Origin of the sequence: Paracoccus sediminis, from assembly GCF_900188295.1 — a bacterium.
In the GTDB taxonomy this organism is placed as follows: domain Bacteria; phylum Pseudomonadota; class Alphaproteobacteria; order Rhodobacterales; family Rhodobacteraceae; genus Paracoccus; species Paracoccus sediminis.
The window spans coordinates 15,152-29,818 of sequence record NZ_FZNM01000010.1 but is presented as its reverse complement, the minus strand read 5'-3'; the positions used below and the strand labels follow the sequence as shown (position 1 = coordinate 29,818).

Here is a 14,667-nt window from a genome sequence, read left to right as displayed (position 1 = left end):
ATCATGTGAGGGGAGGAAAACCAATGTCTGCCACCACCGCAACCGCATCCGGGGCGCGCGACTTCAGCATCGGCCGCCTGCTTCTGGAGGGCCGGGCCTTTTTTGCGCTGATCGCGATCATCGCGGTCTTTTCGTTCCTGTCGCCGAACTACTTCACGCTGTCGAACCTTCTCATCATGTCGTCGCAGGTGGCGATCTATGGCATCCTGTCCATCGGGATGCTGCTGGTGATCCTGAACGGCGGCATCGACCTGTCGGTGGGATCCATCCTGGCGCTGTGCGGGGTCTGCGCGGGCGCGATGATGCAGGGGCTGGAACTGCCCTGGGCCGGGGTGATCCTGTACATGCCGGTCTGGGCGGTGGTGGTGCTGACGGTCGCCGTGGGCGCCCTGGTCGGCGCGCTGAACGGGGTGCTGGTCGCCTTTTTCAAGGTGCCGCCCTTTGTCGCCACCCTGGGGGTGATGTACGTGGCGCGCGGGGTCGCGCTGCTGATGACGAACGGGCTGACCTACAACAACCTGCGCGGGACCGAGGCCCTGGGCAACACCGGCTTCAACTGGCTGGGCTTCAACCGCATCGGCGGGGTGCCGATTTCGGTGATCGTGCTGGCGGTCGTCGCGGTGCTGGCCGGGCTGATGCTGTCGCGGTCGTCCTTTGGCCGCTGGCTCTATGCCTCGGGCGGGAACGAACGGGCCGCGGAACTGTCGGGCGTGCCGGTGCGGCGGGTGAAGATCACCGTCTACACGATTTCCGGCGCGCTTGCGGCGATCGCCGGGCTGGTGCTGGCCTCGCAGTTGACATCCGCCGGGCCGACGGCGGGCACCACCTATGAACTGACCGCCATCGCGGCGGTGGTGATCGGCGGGGCGGCCCTGACCGGCGGGCGCGGCGGCGTGCGCGGCACGATGCTGGGCGCCTTCGTGATCGGCTTCTTGTCGGCGGGCCTGGTCATCATCGGCATCAGTTCGTACTGGCAGACGGTGTTCACCGGCGCGGTGATCGTGCTGGCCGTGCTGATGAATTCGATCCAATACGGGCGCGGCGGGCGCAAGTCCTGACGGCCCACGCCTTCCTGTCCGGGCCGGGGGGTCCGGGCGGATCGTTCTGCCGAGAGCGGCAGTTTTACCACCCAGAGGGAGAGAGACCATGTTCACACTGACCCGCCGCGCGCTGCTTGCCGCCGCTGCCTCGGCTCCGCTGATGGCGGCTGCGGCCCAGGCCGAGGGGCTGATTACCATCATCGTCAACGACCCGGCGAACCCCTATTGGTTCACCGAAGGCGAGGTCGCCAAGGCCACGGCCGAGGAACTGGGCTATACCGCCAATGTCGCGGCCCACCGGGGCGACACCAACACCGAAAGCACCCTGGTCGATACCGCCATCACCAACAAGTCCGTGGCGCTGATCCTGGATCCGGCCAACGCCGACGGGTCGGTGGGCGCGGTGCAGAAGGCCGTCGATGCGGGCATTCCGGTCTTCCTGGTCAACGCCGAGATCAACCAGGAAGGTCTGGCCAAGGCGCAGCTTGTGTCGAACAACGCCCAGGGCGCGGCGTTGGGCGCGCAGGCCTGGGTCGAGGCCGTGGGCGATGCGGGCAACTATGTCGAACTGTTCGGCGCGCCTTCCGACAACAACGCCCAGACCCGGTCCAACGGCTTCGAGACGGTGCTGACCCAGTATCCCGATCTGGTCAAGGCGGGCCAGGAAGTCGCCAACTGGGACCGCACCCAGGGCTATCAGAAGATGCAGTCGCTGCTGCAAGCCAATCCCGACATCATCGGCGTGATTTCGGGCAACGACGAAATGGCCCTGGGCGCGATCGCCGCGCTGAAGGAATCGGGCAAGCTGGAACAGGTCAAGGTCGGCGGCTTCGACGGTTCGCCCGACGCGGTCGAGGCCGTGAAGGCCGGTGAAATGCAGTACACCGTCCTGCAACCCGTCGCCGTCTTCGCCGAGGAAGCCGTGCGGCAGGCCGACAATTTCATCAAGACCGGCTCGACCGGCGTGGACACGGAAAAGCAGCTGTTCGACTGCATCCTCATCAACGCCGACAACGTGGACCAGATGACGGCGCCGTTCACGCTGGCGCAGTAGGGGTGAGCAAAACGGACAGGGGCGCGGGAAACCGAGCCCCTTTCCTCTTGCTAGTTGACTTCATGAGTGGCTGTCAGCCGACAAACAAGCCCTTGATGCGATCAGCGAACAAGATGACAGCCGACAAAAGCCCGACACCGGTCGCCAATGAGGTAATGATAAATCCCTTCGAAGGGAGATGCGCCACGCGTTCTGAAAGTGTGGCCAAGTTGATCTCGACACCGCGCAGTCGGTCATCGACTTTCTCGACCCTAGCTTCTAGCCTTTGAAGACGGGCTTCCACTCCGTCGCCTCCACCTGGATTGTCTGGACCTTTCGGCTCGTCGGGCGTGCGCCCATGCCGTTCACGAAACTTGTCGGTGAAGCTGGCAACAGCCTTGTCAAGGTCACTCATCTCCACCCTCACTTGGTATATAAGACCTAGCAAGAGCCATCAATGCATTACCATATATTTCTGCTGCTCGGCTCATTGCTTTCTCAACGTCAGCAGCCTCTTCACTAGATGACAGGTCAGGTCGAGCTTTCATCATCAATTCATAGATCGCTAATAATGCTTCCTGCTGTGCAGCCAAGATGCCATAGAGACTTGCAAGTTCGCGAATGGCAACGGGTGTTTCAACCTCTTGAAAAGAAGATAAAATCAGATCGAACAGCTTATCTGCTTCAAATTTAATTATGCCTACCACAGTTTTTTTCTCGCAGTGTTCATCTACAAAATTTTTAACTGACGATCGACCTGATCTTACTCAGTCTGCTCCGCCATCTCCTCTTGACGCCAGGCATGGTCCGGCTCAGGCCGTCCCGCCTCGTCATGCTCGGCCAGCCAGGCTTCCGCGTCCAGGGCGGCCATGCAGCCCATGCCCGCGCTTGTCACCGCCTGGCGATAGATGTGGTCGGTCAGATCCCCCGCCGCGAAGACGCCGGGGATCGAGGTGCGGGTGCTGCCCGGTTCCACCTTGACATAGCCGCCGTTGTGCAGGTCCAGCTGGTCGCGGACCAGTTCGCTGGCGGGCGCGTGGCCGATGGCGACGAACACCCCGTCCGCCGGAACCTGCCGCGTGCTGCCGTCCAGGGTCGAGGTCAGCACCGCCCCCGTCACCCCCATCGGCGTGTCCACCCCCTGAACCTCGGTCAGGGCGTGGTTCCAGATCACCTGGACCTTGGGATTGTTGAACAGGCGCTGTTGCAGGATCTTCTCGGCCCGCAGGGCGTCGCGGCGGTGGACCAGCGTCACCTTGCTGGCGAATTTCGTCAGGAACAGCGCCTCCTCGACCGCGGTGTTGCCGCCGCCGATCACCAGCACCTCGCGGCCCCGATAGAAGAAGCCGTCGCAGGTGGCGCAGGCGGACACGCCGAAACCCTTGAACTTCTCCTCGGACGGCAGGCCCAGCCAGCGGGCCTGCGCCCCGGTGGCCAGGATCACCGCGTCCGCCGTGACCACGCGGCCGCTGTCGCAGGTGGCCGTGAACGGCCGCCGTTTCAGGTCCAGCGACGTGACCAGATCCATCACGATCTCCGCCCCCATCGCGCGGGCGTGTTCCTCCATCTTGACCATCAGGTCGGGGCCTTGAATCTCGGTGTCGCCGGGCCAGTTCTCGACCTCGGTGGTGATGGTCAACTGTCCGCCGGGCTGCATCCCCTGGATCAGCATGGGTTCCAGCATGGCGCGCGCGGCATAGACGGCGGCGGTATAGCCCGCCGGGCCGGACCCGACGATCAGAAGTTTCACATGCGAAATGTCGGTCATCTTGCGTCCCAATCGGAGTTTGTGCATGAGGTAGTCCTTCCCACCGGAAATCGCAACGCGGGCCGAACCAAGAAAGAATGTTGCGTGCAGGGTGCCCGCATTGTAGTTTCCGGCATTCTCTACGACCCCATCAAGAAAGAACAGCATGGCCGGCGCGAAACTGGACGACATCGACCGCAAGATCCTGGCCGAGTTGCAGGCCGACGGCCGGATGACCAACGTCGAACTGGCCCGTCGCGTGGGTATCTCGGCCCCGCCTTGCCTGCGCCGCGTCCGCGCGCTGGAGGAAACGGGCTTCATCCGCGGATACCACGCCGACATCGACGCGCGCGAACTGGGCTTCGAGGTGCAGGTCTTCGCCATGGTGCGCCTGGCCAGCCAGTCCGAACGCGACCTGTCCGCCTTCGAGGCGCTGGTGCAAGGCTGGCCCCTGGTCCGCGAATGCCACATGCTGAACGGAGAGATCGACTTCATCCTGAAATGCGTCTCGCCCGATTTGTCGTCGTTCCAGCGGTTCCTGACGCAGTCGCTGACGGCGGCGCCGAACGTGGCGAGCGTCAAGACGTCCTTGGTGATCCGGGCGGCGAAGGACCAGCCGGGGGTGCCGTTCGAGGTGGTGGAGGAGCGGGTAAGGGAGGCGGGGTGAGGAGCGGGATCAAGGCCATGCGCCGCCTGGCACGCCTAACGCTTCTTTTGTGGGCCGTTGTGCCGGTGATATTGGCGGCAATTGTGATGGCACAGCATCCCTTTGCTTCTCCGATCATTGAAAGGACTACGACCGAAGCACATCTCGCTCTTACTATGGCAGTCGCCAGGACGGTCACACCCGAATGGATCGGGCCTAGAATTGAGCAGGCGTTAAATGGGAAAGACCTCCAGCGCCTCTCACTTCTGAATGACATGGCACGAGAGAATGGGGTGACACTGTCTGCCAGTCAGCGCATCCGCGTTGACGAGGAACTAGCAAGCCTCGAAGGCTGGCGCGCTACGACAGGAAACTGCATTCGCTGTATGCGTGATGTTAACGCGTGTCCCGACCTTACGCTCATAGCGTCATGCACAATTCCCTTTGAATTATCTCCCGCCGGGGATGTCGCGGCTGTGTCGCGGCAAACCCTTAATTGGTTGAAAGGCGAGGAAGTAGATGAGGTTGACGCTGCCCTCGGCGCACTTGGAATTGCGGCAACCGCTACCACAGTAGTTAGCCTTGGAAGCGGCGCACCGGTTAAGATGGGACTCACGACTTTGCGCGTCGCAAGAAAGGCCAATGCCATAAGTCCAGGGCTGCGCCGCTCATTAATTGCCGCATCGAAAACTGAAGGTGGATTGCGCAAGGCGTTGGGCGATGCAAACCGCATTCGTAACTCTACATCATCAGGAGAGGTGCTGGTAATTTTACGTCATGCGGATGATGTGGACGAACTATCCCGGCTTGCACGACTTTCAGAGGTTGCAGGCAAAGACACTAGAAAGGCTTTGGAGGCTTTGGGTAAGCCACGCAGTCTGCGCCTGCTTAATCGGGTAAGTGACCTTACAGTGGCAGCTATTGGATTGCTAGCGCTTATTACCGCACAGATTATTACATTGGCACATTCCATTCTGAAACTGATGCTTCGCCGCGCCATCGCGCCGGGAAGGAACAGATAACGCCTTAATCCCGCTCTACCCTTCCCTCAATCGCCACCCAGATCGCTTCCGCCGCGTTGATCCCGTCGAACCGCTCCAGCTCCTGGATCCCAGTGGGCGAGGTCACGTTGATTTCCGTCAGCCAGCCGTCGATCACGTCGATGCCGGTGAAGATCAGGCCCTTTTCGCGCAGAACCGGGCCGATGCGCTTGCAGATCTCGTATTCCCGCTCGGTCAGGCCGATCTTTTCGGCGCGGCCGCCGACATGCATGTTCGACCGGGCCTCGCCCGTCTGCGGGACGCGGTTGATGGCGCCGACGGGTTCGCCATCGACCAGGATGATGCGCTTGTCGCCCTTGCTGACGGCGTGGATGTATTTCTGCGCGATCATCGGCTCGCGGCTGATGCCCGCGAACAGTTCCAGCAGCGCTGACAGGTTGCGGTCCTCGGGGTCAAGGTGGAACACCCCCGCCCCGCCGTTGCCGTAAAGGGGCTTCACGATGATGTCGCCGTGCCTTTCGCGGAAGGCGCGGATGGCGGCGGGGTCGCGGGCGATGATGGTGGGGGGCGTCAGGTCGGGGAAATCCAGCACCATCAGCTTTTCGGGGCAGTTCCTGACCCAGAACGGGTCGTTGACCACCAGCGTTTTCGGATGCACCCGGTCCAGCAGATGCGTTGAGGTGACATAGGCCATGTCGAAGGGCGGATCCTGGCGCAGCCAGACCACGTCGAAGTCGGACAGGTCCACCTCGGCCCAGTCGCCGAAGGTGACGTGGCCGCCCCGTTCCCGCCGCAGCGTCACGGGGCGGCCGCGCGCGATCACCCGGCCTTCGTCATAGCGCAGCTGGTCCACGGTGTACTGGAACAGCCGGTGGCCGCGCGCCTGCGCCTCCAGCCCGATGCGGAAGGTGCTGTCGGCGTCGATCGAGACGGCCTCGACCGGGTCCATCTGCAAGGCGACATACAGGCTCATGGCGGTTCTCCTTCGGGCGTTGGGCCGGTTGTCGCGCGGCATCGGGCGGGATGCAAGCCGCCGCTTTGCATTGACTTGCACGGGCGTTGTCCCAAGTGATAGACGAAGCGTCAACTTGGACAGGGCGGGCGCAAGGCCCGCAGGAAAGGCACGATCCGCATGGCGATGGAGAAAACCAGCTTCGACCACGACGACCTGCTGGCCTGCGCGCGCGGAGAGCTGTTCGGCCCCGGCAACGCGCAATTGCCCGAACCGCCGATGCTGATGATGACCCGCATCACCGACATTTCCGAAGACGGCGGCGCGCATGGCAAGGGCCATGTGGTGGCCGAATTCGACATCACCCCCGACCTGTGGTTCTTCGCCTGCCATTTTCCGGGCAACCCGATCATGCCGGGCTGCCTGGGCCTGGACGGGCTGTGGCAGCTGACCGGGTTCAACCTGGGCTGGCGCGGCTGGCAGGGGCGCGGCTATGCCCTGGGCGTGGGAGAGGTCAAGCTGACCGGCATGGTCCGCCCCGACCGCACGCTGCTGCGCTATCATGTGGATTTCACGAAAGCCGTGCAGACACGCCGTCTGACCATGGGCGTGGCCGATGGCCGGGTCGAGGCCGACGGCGACACCATCTATCAGGTCAAGGACATGAAGGTCGCCCTGTCGTCAAGCTGACGGCGGCCCATCGATTTCATTGCAAGGAGGAGGCCCCATGAGACGCGTCGTCATCACCGGCCTTGGCATCGTCTCGCCCATCGGCAACAATGCGGGCGAAGTGACCGAAAGCCTGAAGGCGGGCCGTTCCGGCATCGTTTTCGCGCCCGAATACGCCGAACACGGGTTCCGCAGCCAGATCCACGGGATGCCGCAGATCGTGCTGGAGGATCACATCGACAAGCGCAACCTGCGCTTCATGGGTCCGGGCGCGGCCTACAATTTCATCGCCATGGAACAGGCGATCCAGGATTCGGGGCTTGAGGAAAGCGACGTGTCCAACCCGCGCACGGGCCTCATCATGGGATCGGGCGGGCCGTCCACCAGCAACTTTTTCCTGGCGCACCAGACGGTGATCGAAAAGGGCAGCCCCAAGCGGATGGGGCCGTTCATGGTGACGCGCTGCATGTCGTCCACCAACTCGGCCTGCCTGGCGACGCCGTTCCAGATCAAGGGCGTGAACTATTCTATCACCTCGGCCTGTTCGACATCGGCCCATTGCATCGGCAACGGGGTCGAGCAGATCCAGATGAACAAGCAGGACATCGTCTTCGTGGGTGGCGGCGAGGAACTGGACTGGACGCTGTCCTGCCTGTTCGACGCCATGGGCGCGATGTCGTCGAAATACAACGACACGCCGGAAACCGCGTCCCGCCCCTATGACGCCACGCGCGACGGATTCGTCATCGCGGGCGGCGGCGGCGTGGTCGTGCTGGAGGAACTGGAGCACGCCCTGGCGCGCGGCGCGAAAATCTATGCCGAAGTCACTGGCTATGGCGCGACCAGCGACGGATACGACATGGTGGCGCCGTCGGGCGAAGGTGGGGAACGGTCGATGCGGCTGGCGCTTTCCACCCTGCCCGAGGGACGGTCCATCAGCTATATCAACGCGCACGGCACCTCGACCCCGGTGGGCGACATCGGCGAGGTCAAGGCGATCCGGCGCATCTGGGGCGAAGGAAGCACCCCGCCGATCAGTTCCACCAAGTCGCTGACGGGGCATTCGCTGGGCGCGACCGGCGTTCACGAGGCGATCTACAGCCTGCTGATGTTGCAAAATGACTTCATTGCAGCCTCTGCAAATGTGACGACGCTGGACCCGGAAATCGCGCCGGGCGAGATTGCCACCAGCCGGGTGGACAATGCCGGCCTTGATTCCGTGCTGTCCAACAGCTTCGGGTTCGGGGGCACCAACGCCACCCTGCTGATGTCGAAATACCGGGATTAGACGGGGACAGAACCATGGGCGATTTTCTTCAAGGCAAGCGCGGGCTTGTGATGGGGGTCGCCAACGACCATTCCATCGCCTGGGGCATCGCCAGGGCCGTGGCCGGACAAGGCGCCGAGCTGGCCTTTTCCTATCAGGGCGAGGCGTTCGGCAAGCGCGTGCAGCCTCTGGCGGCGTCGGTCGGGTCGGATTTCCTGCTGGATGTGGATGTGGCCGACGACGCGTCGCTGGACGCGGCCTTCGGCGCCATCGCCGACCGCTGGGGCAGGCTGGATTTCGTGGTCCATGCCATCGCCTTTTCCAACAAGAACGAGTTGACCGGCCGCTTTGTGAACACCAGCCGCGCCAATTTCAAGCACAGCCTGGAGATCAGTTGCTATTCGCTGATCGAGGTCGCGCGGCGCGCCCATCCGCTGATGGCCGCCGGCGGGTCGATCATCACCCTGACCTATGGCGGGTCGAACCGGGTGACGCCGTTCTACAACGTCATGGGGGTGGCCAAGGCGGCGCTGGAATCGACCGTCCGCTATCTGGCCAACGACCTTGGACCGGACGGCATTCGCGTGAACGCGATCAGCCCCGGCCCGATGAAGACCCTGGCGGGCGCGGCCATCGGCGGGGCGCGCAAGACCTTTCGCCATACCGAGGCGAACGCCCCCCTGCGCGCCAATGCCACGCTGGAGGCGATCGGCGGCACCGCCGTCTGGATGCTGTCGGACTGGGGCGCCTGCACCACCGGGGAAATCGTGATGGTCGATGGCGGATATCATGTGCTGGGAATGCCGCAGAGCGAGAATTTGTGAGGCCGCACCGGGGGACTTCACGTCCCCCGGACCCCCTGTGGGATATTTGGGTGAAGAAGAAGCATGTTCTTTGCAACGGATGACGGGGCGCGGCTGGCCTATTCGGACGAAGGCGAAGGGCTGCCGGTCCTGTGCCTGGCCGGGTTGACGCGGAACAGGGGCGATTTCGATTATGTCGCGCCGCATCTGTCGGGGGTGCGCCTGATCCGCATGGATTACCGGGGGCGCGGACAGTCGGACCGGACCGGACCCGCGACCTATACCGTGCCGCAGGAGGGGAGCGACGCCCTGGCGCTGCTGGATCACTTGGGGATTGCCCAAGCGGCGGTTCTGGGCACGTCGCGCGGCGGGCTGATCGGGATGCTGCTGGCGGCGGTCGCGCATGACCGGCTGCTGGGGCTATGCCTGAACGATGTCGGCCCGGTGATCGAGCGTTCGGGCCTTGAGCGGATCTTCGATTACGTCGGGCGCAACCCGGCAACGCGGACGCATGAGGCCTTGGCGGCGCGCCTGCCCGAGGCGATGGCGGGCTTTGCCGACGTGCCCGATGGCCGCTGGCTGGCGGATGCGCAGCGGCATTACGACGAAACGCCCGACGGGCTGCGGATCCGGTACGACCCCGCGCTGCGCGAGGCATTCCTGGCTGCGTTCGAGGGCGAGTCCCCGGACCTGTGGCCCTTGTGGGACGCCACGGCGGGCCTGCCGGTGGCGCTGATCCGGGGGGCGAATTCAGATCTGCTGTCGGCCGAGGTCGCGGCCGAGATGGTTCGCCGCCGTCCCGACACGATCTTTGCCGAGGTGCCTGGCCGCGCCCATGTTCCCTGGCTGGACGAGCCGGAATCGCTGGCCGCCATCGACGCCTGGCTGGACCGCTGCGGGCGTTAGAAGCGCATCCCCACGCTGAAGCTGGCGCCATCCGTCCCGATGCCGAAATCGGCGGCGCCGAAACTGAACCCGATCAGCGCGCCGGTCAGCGCCTGCCGCAACGTGTGTTCGCCCGCCTGGACGCGGCTGGCTGCCGTCAGGCCCGCCGCGCCGTAAAGGCCGATCCCTGCCGCGCGGTCGTCGGGAAAGCACTTGCCCGCCAGATCGGCGGCGCCGAAGGCCGCCGAGGCCGCGTGGCCCGAAGGAAAGCCCCGGCCTTCGCCGTCGGGGCGAACCGACAGTGGCGTGCCGTCCAGCCACGATTTCAGGCCCAGCACCAGCACGGCCTGCAAGGCGCCGCGAAGCGCGAAATCCTCCAACCGGTCGTCGCGGGCGGCGCAGACGGCGGCGGCCAGCGGCAGGCCGTATTTCATCGCGGTGCCGAAATCCTCGAACGGATCGGCGGCGGCGGGGGCCGCGGCCAGGGCGGCGATCAGGACAAGGCTACGCAAGGCGGATCACCCGATCCATGCGCTGCGCCAGACCGTGGTTGTGGGTGGCGATCAGCGCCGACAGGCCGGTGTCGCGCACCAGCGCCATCAGCATGTCGAACACCCGGTCGGATGTTTCGGGGTCGAGGTTCCCGGTCGGCTCGTCTGCCAGCAGCAGCGCGGGCTGGTTGGCAAGCGCGCGGCAAAAGGCCACGCGCTGCTGTTCGCCCCCCGACAGCGCCGCCGGGCGGTGATGGGCGCGGTCCGTCAGGCCCACGCGGGACAAAAGATCGGCGGCGCGGGCGGCGGCATCGCGCCCGGCCACGCCGTTGGCAAGCTGCGGCAGGACGATGTTTTCGGCCGCGCTGAATTCCGGCAACAGGTGGTGGAACTGATACACGAAGCCCAGTTCGGCCCGCCGCGCCTCGGTCCTCGGCTTGTCCGGCAGGCCCGTCATGTCGCGCCCGTTCAGGATCACCCGGCCCGTGTCGGGCGTGTCCAGCAGCCCCGCGATGTGCAGCAGCGTCGATTTGCCCGCACCCGACGGCGCCACCAAGGCCACCACCTCGCCCCGCGCGATGGTCAGGTCCAGGCCGTTCAGCACGGGAACCGGGGCGAGACCGTCCTTGCCATAGGTCTTGCCGACCCCTTCCAGCCGCAGCACGTCATTCATAGCGCAGCGCCTCGACCGGGTTCATGCGCGCGGCGCGGCGCGCGGGGAAGATAGTGACAATGAAAGACAGCGCCAGCGACAGCGCGACCGCGCGGAAGATGTCCCATGCCCGCAGGTCGGCGGGCAGGCGATAGATGCCGCGCACCTCGGGCTGCCAGGCGCCGCCCCCGGTCAGCGCGTTCAGCGCCGCCATGATGCTGTCCACGTTCAGCGCCAGCAGCACGCCCAAAACCACGCCCGCCAGCGTGCCGAGGATGCCGGTGAAGGCGCCGCAGAGGAAGAAGACCCGCAGCACCGCGCCCTCGGTCAGGCCCATGGTGCGCAGGATGCCGATGTCGCGGCCCTTGTTCTTGACCAGCATGATAAGCCCGCTGGTGATGTTCATGGACGCGATCAGCACCAGCACCGACAGGATCACGAACATCACGTCATCCTCCATGTCCAAAGCCGCCAGGAAACTGCCGGAGGAGTCGCGCCAGTTCCAGACCTGCGCCCCCTCGCCCGCCGCCCGCAACAGCGGCACCGTCCAGTCGTCCACCCGTTCGGGATCGGCGACGAACACCTCGATCTCGTCCGCGACCCCCTCGCGGTTGAAATAGGACTGCGCCTCGGCCATAGGCATGTAGATGCGGGTGCGGTCGATGTCATAGCGCCCGGCGCTGAAGATGTAGGTGACTTCATAGGCCTTGACGCGGGGGGTGGTGCCGATGGCGGTGCGCGCGCCCTCGGGGGCGATCAGGCGGATGCGGTCGCCCAAGCCCACGACCAGTTCGCGCGCGATGCCGGACCCGATGGCGATGCCCCGGTCGAAATCCTCCAGGCTGCCGACGGATGTTTCCGGGTCCACGATGCGCGGCATTGCCGTGAGATCGGAAAGGCTTATGCCGAAAACCTCGGCCACGTTCGAGCTGTCGTTGGCGGTCGCCATGACCTGCCCGCGCACGACCGGCGCGGTGCGCGTGACGCCGGGCACAGCCGCCAGCGTGTCGGCCATCGCATCGTAATCCGCGATCCGGCCGGGGACGACATACACGTCGTCGGTGAATTCGTTCTCGATCCGCTGGGGCGCCATATAGACGGTGGTATGCGCGTTGGCGCCCAGGATCGTGTCCACGAATTCGGCCCGGAACCCCGCCCGCACGGCCAGCGTGGCGATCAGCGCCATCACCCCCAGGGCAATGCCGATCAGGCTGATCCAGGTCATCACGCTGACCCCGCCTTCGGCCCGGCGGGCGCGCAGGTATCGCCAGGCGATCAGGAATTCATAGCGGGAAAAGGGTCTGGGTGTGGCCATTGGGGGCGCCTTGGTTTTGCGCGCGGAACGTGACCGGGCAACCCGCAAAGATCAAGCCGACAATGGCGTGAGGGCGCCAACTTGCGCCGACCGCCCACAGGTGCCACATACCCGCCATGGCAAAATCCACCAACGCGTTCACCTGCACCGCCTGCGGCGCATCGCACAAGAAATGGGCCGGGCGCTGCGACGCCTGCGGCGCCTGGAACACCATCGTCGAGGAAGCGCCCCTGTCCCAGGGACCGGGCCGGGGCCTTGGCGCGCACAAAGGGCGCGCGGTGCCGCTGTCCAGCTTGCAAACCACCGAAGCCCCGCCCCCCCGCAGCCTGTCGGGGATGGAGGAACTGGACCGCGTGCTGGGCGGCGGGCTGGTGCCCGGCAGCGCCGTTCTGATCGGCGGCGATCCGGGCATCGGCAAATCGACGCTGCTGCTGCAAGGCGCGGCGGCCTTTGCCCGACGTGGTGCCAATGCCGTCTATATCAGCGGCGAGGAAGCGAGCGCCCAGGTCAGGATGCGCGCGCAGCGGCTGGGGCTGGCGGATGCGCCGGTCCGGCTGGGGTCGGAAACCAACCTGCGCGACATCCTGACTACGCTGGACAACGAACGCCCCGATCTGGCGATCATCGATTCCGTGCAGACCCTGTGGTCCGATCAGGTCGAGGCCGCGCCCGGCAGCGTGGCCCAGGTCCGCGCGGCCGCGCACGAGCTTGTGACCTTCGCCAAGCGCAAGGGCGTGGCGATCTTCCTGGTGGGCCATGTCACCAAGGACGGCCAGATCGCCGGGCCGCGCGTGGTCGAGCACATGGTCGATACCGTGATCTATTTCGAGGGCGAGCGCGGCCACCAGTTCCGCATCCTGCGGTCGGTCAAGAACCGCTTCGGCCCGGCCGACGAGATCGGCGTGTTCGAGATGACCGGGGCCGGCCTGGCCGAGGTCGCCAACCCGTCGGCCCTGTTCCTGTCGGAACGCGGCCAGCCGGTGCCCGGCAGCGCGGTGTTCGCGGGAATCGAGGGCACGCGCCCTGTGCTGACCGAAGTGCAGGCGCTTGTCGCGCCATCGACGCTGGCCAGCCCCCGCCGCACGGTCGTGGGTCTGGACAGCGGGCGGGTCAGCACGATCCTGGCCGTGCTCGAGGCGCGATGCGGCATTCCCTTCGCGGGCCTCGACGTGTTCCTGAACGTCGCGGGCGGAATGCGGGTCAGCGAACCCGCCGCGGATCTGGCCATCGCCGGGGCGCTGCTGTCCGCCCGAGAGGACAGCGCCCTGCCGCCCGAGGCCGTGCTGTTCGGGGAAATCAGCCTGTCGGGCGCGCTGCGTCCCGTGGCCCAAGCGGAAAACAGGTTGAAAGAGGCGCAGAAACTTGGTTTTTCACAAGCGATTTTGCCCGACAGCCAAAAGGTCGAGGGCGCGGGCGGCATGGGCGTCAGCCGCATCGCCGACCTGACGGGATTTGTGGGAGAGGTCTTCGGCGCCGGCTGAAGTGCTTGATTCGAAAAGATAACCGGCGCAGGGGCAGGTTCTATGGACGGTTTCACGATCATCGACGCGGTGGTGGCTGCGGTCATCATCCTTTCGGCCATTTTGGCCTGGTCGCGCGGCTTCGTGCGCGAATCGCTTGCGATCCTGGGCTGGATCGGGGCGGCTGTCCTGGCCTTCATCTTCGCCGCCGCCATGCGCCCGCTGATCGCGCAACTGCCGGTTCTGGACCGTTTCCTGGGCGACAGTTGCGAATTGGCCACCATCGCGGGCTTCGCCGTGGTCTTCGCGCTGGCGCTTGTGGTGTTTTCGATCATCACCCCGCTGTTTTCGTCGGTCGTCCAGCGGTCGGCGCTTGGCGGCATCGACCAGGGCATGGGTTTCCTGTTCGGGGTGGCGCGCGGCATCCTGCTGGTTGCCATCGCCTTCATCGTCTATGACCGGGTGATGACAAGCCAGCAGGTCGCGGTCGTGGAAAACAGCCGCAGCGCGCAGGTGTTCGAACGGATGCGCGGGCATATGGACGAACAGATTCCCGACGACGCGCCAGGCTGGATCGTCAGCCGTTACGAACAGATGGTGGCGGGCTGCATCGCGGCGACAGCGCCGCAGGCCACCGACACGCCCCCTGCCGCGGACTGATGCGACAGCCTTGCAACGGCCGCATGGCTGCCTTGCCATGACGCAT

17 protein-coding genes are annotated in these 14,667 nt (G+C 65.3%); 10 read left to right on the top strand and 7 right to left on the bottom strand.

The genetic code is table 11. The features are described from left to right. Window positions 1–23: 23 nt before the first annotated feature. Both CHB77_RS13220 and CHB77_RS13215 read left to right on the top strand, forming a co-directional pair. Entirely contained in the window at window positions 24–1,058 is a 1,035-nt protein-coding gene (locus CHB77_RS13220) for an ABC transporter permease (protein WP_089388694.1), read from the top strand. 88 nt (window positions 1,059–1,146) lie between these two features. Continuing rightward, window positions 1,147–2,094, top strand: coding sequence for a D-ribose ABC transporter substrate-binding protein (locus CHB77_RS13215; protein ID WP_089388693.1), 948 nt, complete (start codon window positions 1,147–1,149; stop codon window positions 2,092–2,094). 73 nt (window positions 2,095–2,167) lie between these two features. Here the strand turns inward: CHB77_RS13215 and CHB77_RS13210 are convergent, their stop codons facing one another. From CHB77_RS13210 to trxB, 3 genes are read right to left on the bottom strand one after another with little or no spacing between them, the layout of a single operon-like run. Further along, window positions 2,168–2,488 carry a hypothetical protein gene (locus CHB77_RS13210; RefSeq protein WP_131023363.1) on the bottom strand — a complete coding sequence of 107 codons (321 nt, stop codon included), beginning with the start codon at window positions 2,486–2,488 and terminating at the stop codon, window positions 2,168–2,170. After that, window positions 2,481–2,780 carry a hypothetical protein gene (locus CHB77_RS18090; protein WP_131023362.1) on the bottom strand — a complete coding sequence of 100 codons (300 nt, stop codon included), beginning with the start codon at window positions 2,778–2,780 and terminating at the stop codon, window positions 2,481–2,483. The genes CHB77_RS13210 and CHB77_RS18090 overlap by 8 nt, the downstream gene beginning before the upstream one ends. Before the next feature lie 56 nt (window positions 2,781–2,836). Next, window positions 2,837–3,868 carry a thioredoxin-disulfide reductase gene (trxB, locus tag CHB77_RS13205; RefSeq protein ID WP_242626651.1) on the bottom strand — a complete coding sequence of 344 codons (1,032 nt, stop codon included), beginning with the start codon at window positions 3,866–3,868 and terminating at the stop codon, window positions 2,837–2,839. A 118-nt stretch (window positions 3,869–3,986) separates the two neighbouring features. Here trxB and CHB77_RS13200 point away from each other — a divergent pair, with 118 nt between their 5' ends. Both CHB77_RS13200 and CHB77_RS18085 read left to right on the top strand, forming a co-directional pair. Continuing rightward, on the top strand, window positions 3,987–4,487 hold the full coding sequence (locus CHB77_RS13200) for an Lrp/AsnC family transcriptional regulator (RefSeq protein ID WP_089388691.1): 501 nt from the start codon (window positions 3,987–3,989) through the stop codon (window positions 4,485–4,487). Between the two features lie 17 nt (window positions 4,488–4,504). Beyond that, a complete protein-coding gene (locus CHB77_RS18085; RefSeq protein WP_131023361.1) occupies window positions 4,505–5,488 on the top strand; it encodes a hypothetical protein in 984 nt (327 codons plus the stop codon). A gap of 4 nt (window positions 5,489–5,492) precedes the next feature. Here the strand turns inward: CHB77_RS18085 and gshB are convergent, their stop codons facing one another. Then, window positions 5,493–6,440, bottom strand: coding sequence for a glutathione synthase (gene gshB / locus CHB77_RS13195; RefSeq protein ID WP_089388690.1), 948 nt, complete (start codon window positions 6,438–6,440; stop codon window positions 5,493–5,495). Between the two features lie 159 nt (window positions 6,441–6,599). Between gshB and fabA the strand changes: the two genes are divergently transcribed. The 4 genes from fabA to CHB77_RS13175 all read left to right on the top strand — a co-directional run bounded on the left by fabA (window position 6,600) and on the right by CHB77_RS13175 (window position 10,064). After that, window positions 6,600–7,109: a bifunctional 3-hydroxydecanoyl-ACP dehydratase/trans-2-decenoyl-ACP isomerase gene (gene fabA, locus CHB77_RS13190; protein WP_089388689.1), complete on the top strand. Its 510-nt coding sequence runs from the start codon at window positions 6,600–6,602 to the stop codon at window positions 7,107–7,109. 37 nt (window positions 7,110–7,146) lie between these two features. Then, the gene (gene fabB / locus CHB77_RS13185; RefSeq protein WP_089388688.1) at window positions 7,147–8,376 is read left to right on the top strand and encodes a beta-ketoacyl-ACP synthase I; all 1,230 of its coding nucleotides are present in this window, start codon (window positions 7,147–7,149) and stop codon (window positions 8,374–8,376) included. Between the two features lie 14 nt (window positions 8,377–8,390). Then, window positions 8,391–9,179, top strand: a complete 789-nt coding sequence (locus tag CHB77_RS13180; protein ID WP_089388687.1) for an enoyl-ACP reductase FabI — start codon at window positions 8,391–8,393, stop codon at window positions 9,177–9,179. A 63-nt stretch (window positions 9,180–9,242) separates the two neighbouring features. Next, window positions 9,243–10,064, top strand: coding sequence for an alpha/beta fold hydrolase (locus tag CHB77_RS13175; protein ID WP_089388686.1), 822 nt, complete (start codon window positions 9,243–9,245; stop codon window positions 10,062–10,064). Here the strand turns inward: CHB77_RS13175 and CHB77_RS13170 are convergent. From CHB77_RS13170 to CHB77_RS13160, 3 genes are read right to left on the bottom strand one after another with little or no spacing between them, the layout of a single operon-like run. Beyond that, entirely contained in the window at window positions 10,061–10,555 is a 495-nt protein-coding gene (locus tag CHB77_RS13170; RefSeq protein WP_242626650.1) for a phosphatase PAP2 family protein, read from the bottom strand. The genes CHB77_RS13175 and CHB77_RS13170 overlap by 4 nt on opposite strands. Next, window positions 10,548–11,207 carry an ABC transporter ATP-binding protein gene (locus tag CHB77_RS13165; protein ID WP_089388685.1) on the bottom strand — a complete coding sequence of 220 codons (660 nt, stop codon included), beginning with the start codon at window positions 11,205–11,207 and terminating at the stop codon, window positions 10,548–10,550. The genes CHB77_RS13170 and CHB77_RS13165 overlap by 8 nt, the downstream gene beginning before the upstream one ends. After that, entirely contained in the window at window positions 11,200–12,501 is a 1,302-nt protein-coding gene (locus CHB77_RS13160; RefSeq protein ID WP_089388684.1) for a lipoprotein-releasing ABC transporter permease subunit, read from the bottom strand. Before CHB77_RS13160 ends, CHB77_RS13165 begins: the two co-directional genes overlap by 8 nt. Window positions 12,502–12,617: 116 nt before the next feature. On the opposite strand from CHB77_RS13160, the gene radA reads away from it, so the two are divergent. After that, window positions 12,618–13,982, top strand: a complete 1,365-nt coding sequence (gene radA / locus CHB77_RS13155; RefSeq protein ID WP_089388683.1) for a DNA repair protein RadA — start codon at window positions 12,618–12,620, stop codon at window positions 13,980–13,982. Window positions 13,983–14,024: 42 nt separating this feature from the next. Then, entirely contained in the window at window positions 14,025–14,621 is a 597-nt protein-coding gene (locus tag CHB77_RS13150) for a CvpA family protein (protein WP_089388682.1), read from the top strand. Window positions 14,622–14,667: the final 46 nt, after the last annotated feature.

Coding starts and splice junctions, on each gene's coding strand:
- CHB77_RS13175 (WP_089388686.1), top strand. CDS start 9,243: ATGTTCTTTGCAACGGATGACGGGGCGCGGCTGGCCTATTCGGACGAA.
- CHB77_RS13150 (WP_089388682.1), top strand. CDS start 14,025: ATGGACGGTTTCACGATCATCGACGCGGTGGTGGCTGCGGTCATCATC.
- CHB77_RS13200 (WP_089388691.1), top strand. CDS start 3,987: ATGGCCGGCGCGAAACTGGACGACATCGACCGCAAGATCCTGGCCGAG.
- CHB77_RS18085 (WP_131023361.1), top strand. CDS start 4,505: ATGCGCCGCCTGGCACGCCTAACGCTTCTTTTGTGGGCCGTTGTGCCG.
- CHB77_RS13210 (WP_131023363.1), bottom strand. CDS start 2,488: ATGAGTGACCTTGACAAGGCTGTTGCCAGCTTCACCGACAAGTTTCGT.
- CHB77_RS13220 (WP_089388694.1), top strand. CDS start 24: ATGTCTGCCACCACCGCAACCGCATCCGGGGCGCGCGACTTCAGCATC.
- CHB77_RS13160 (WP_089388684.1), bottom strand. CDS start 12,501: ATGGCCACACCCAGACCCTTTTCCCGCTATGAATTCCTGATCGCCTGG.
- CHB77_RS13165 (WP_089388685.1), bottom strand. CDS start 11,207: ATGAATGACGTGCTGCGGCTGGAAGGGGTCGGCAAGACCTATGGCAAG.
- fabA (WP_089388689.1), top strand. CDS start 6,600: ATGGCGATGGAGAAAACCAGCTTCGACCACGACGACCTGCTGGCCTGC.
- CHB77_RS13180 (WP_089388687.1), top strand. CDS start 8,391: ATGGGCGATTTTCTTCAAGGCAAGCGCGGGCTTGTGATGGGGGTCGCC.
- CHB77_RS13215 (WP_089388693.1), top strand. CDS start 1,147: ATGTTCACACTGACCCGCCGCGCGCTGCTTGCCGCCGCTGCCTCGGCT.
- radA (WP_089388683.1), top strand. CDS start 12,618: ATGGCAAAATCCACCAACGCGTTCACCTGCACCGCCTGCGGCGCATCG.
- fabB (WP_089388688.1), top strand. CDS start 7,147: ATGAGACGCGTCGTCATCACCGGCCTTGGCATCGTCTCGCCCATCGGC.
- trxB (WP_242626651.1), bottom strand. CDS start 3,868: ATGCACAAACTCCGATTGGGACGCAAGATGACCGACATTTCGCATGTG.
- gshB (WP_089388690.1), bottom strand. CDS start 6,440: ATGAGCCTGTATGTCGCCTTGCAGATGGACCCGGTCGAGGCCGTCTCG.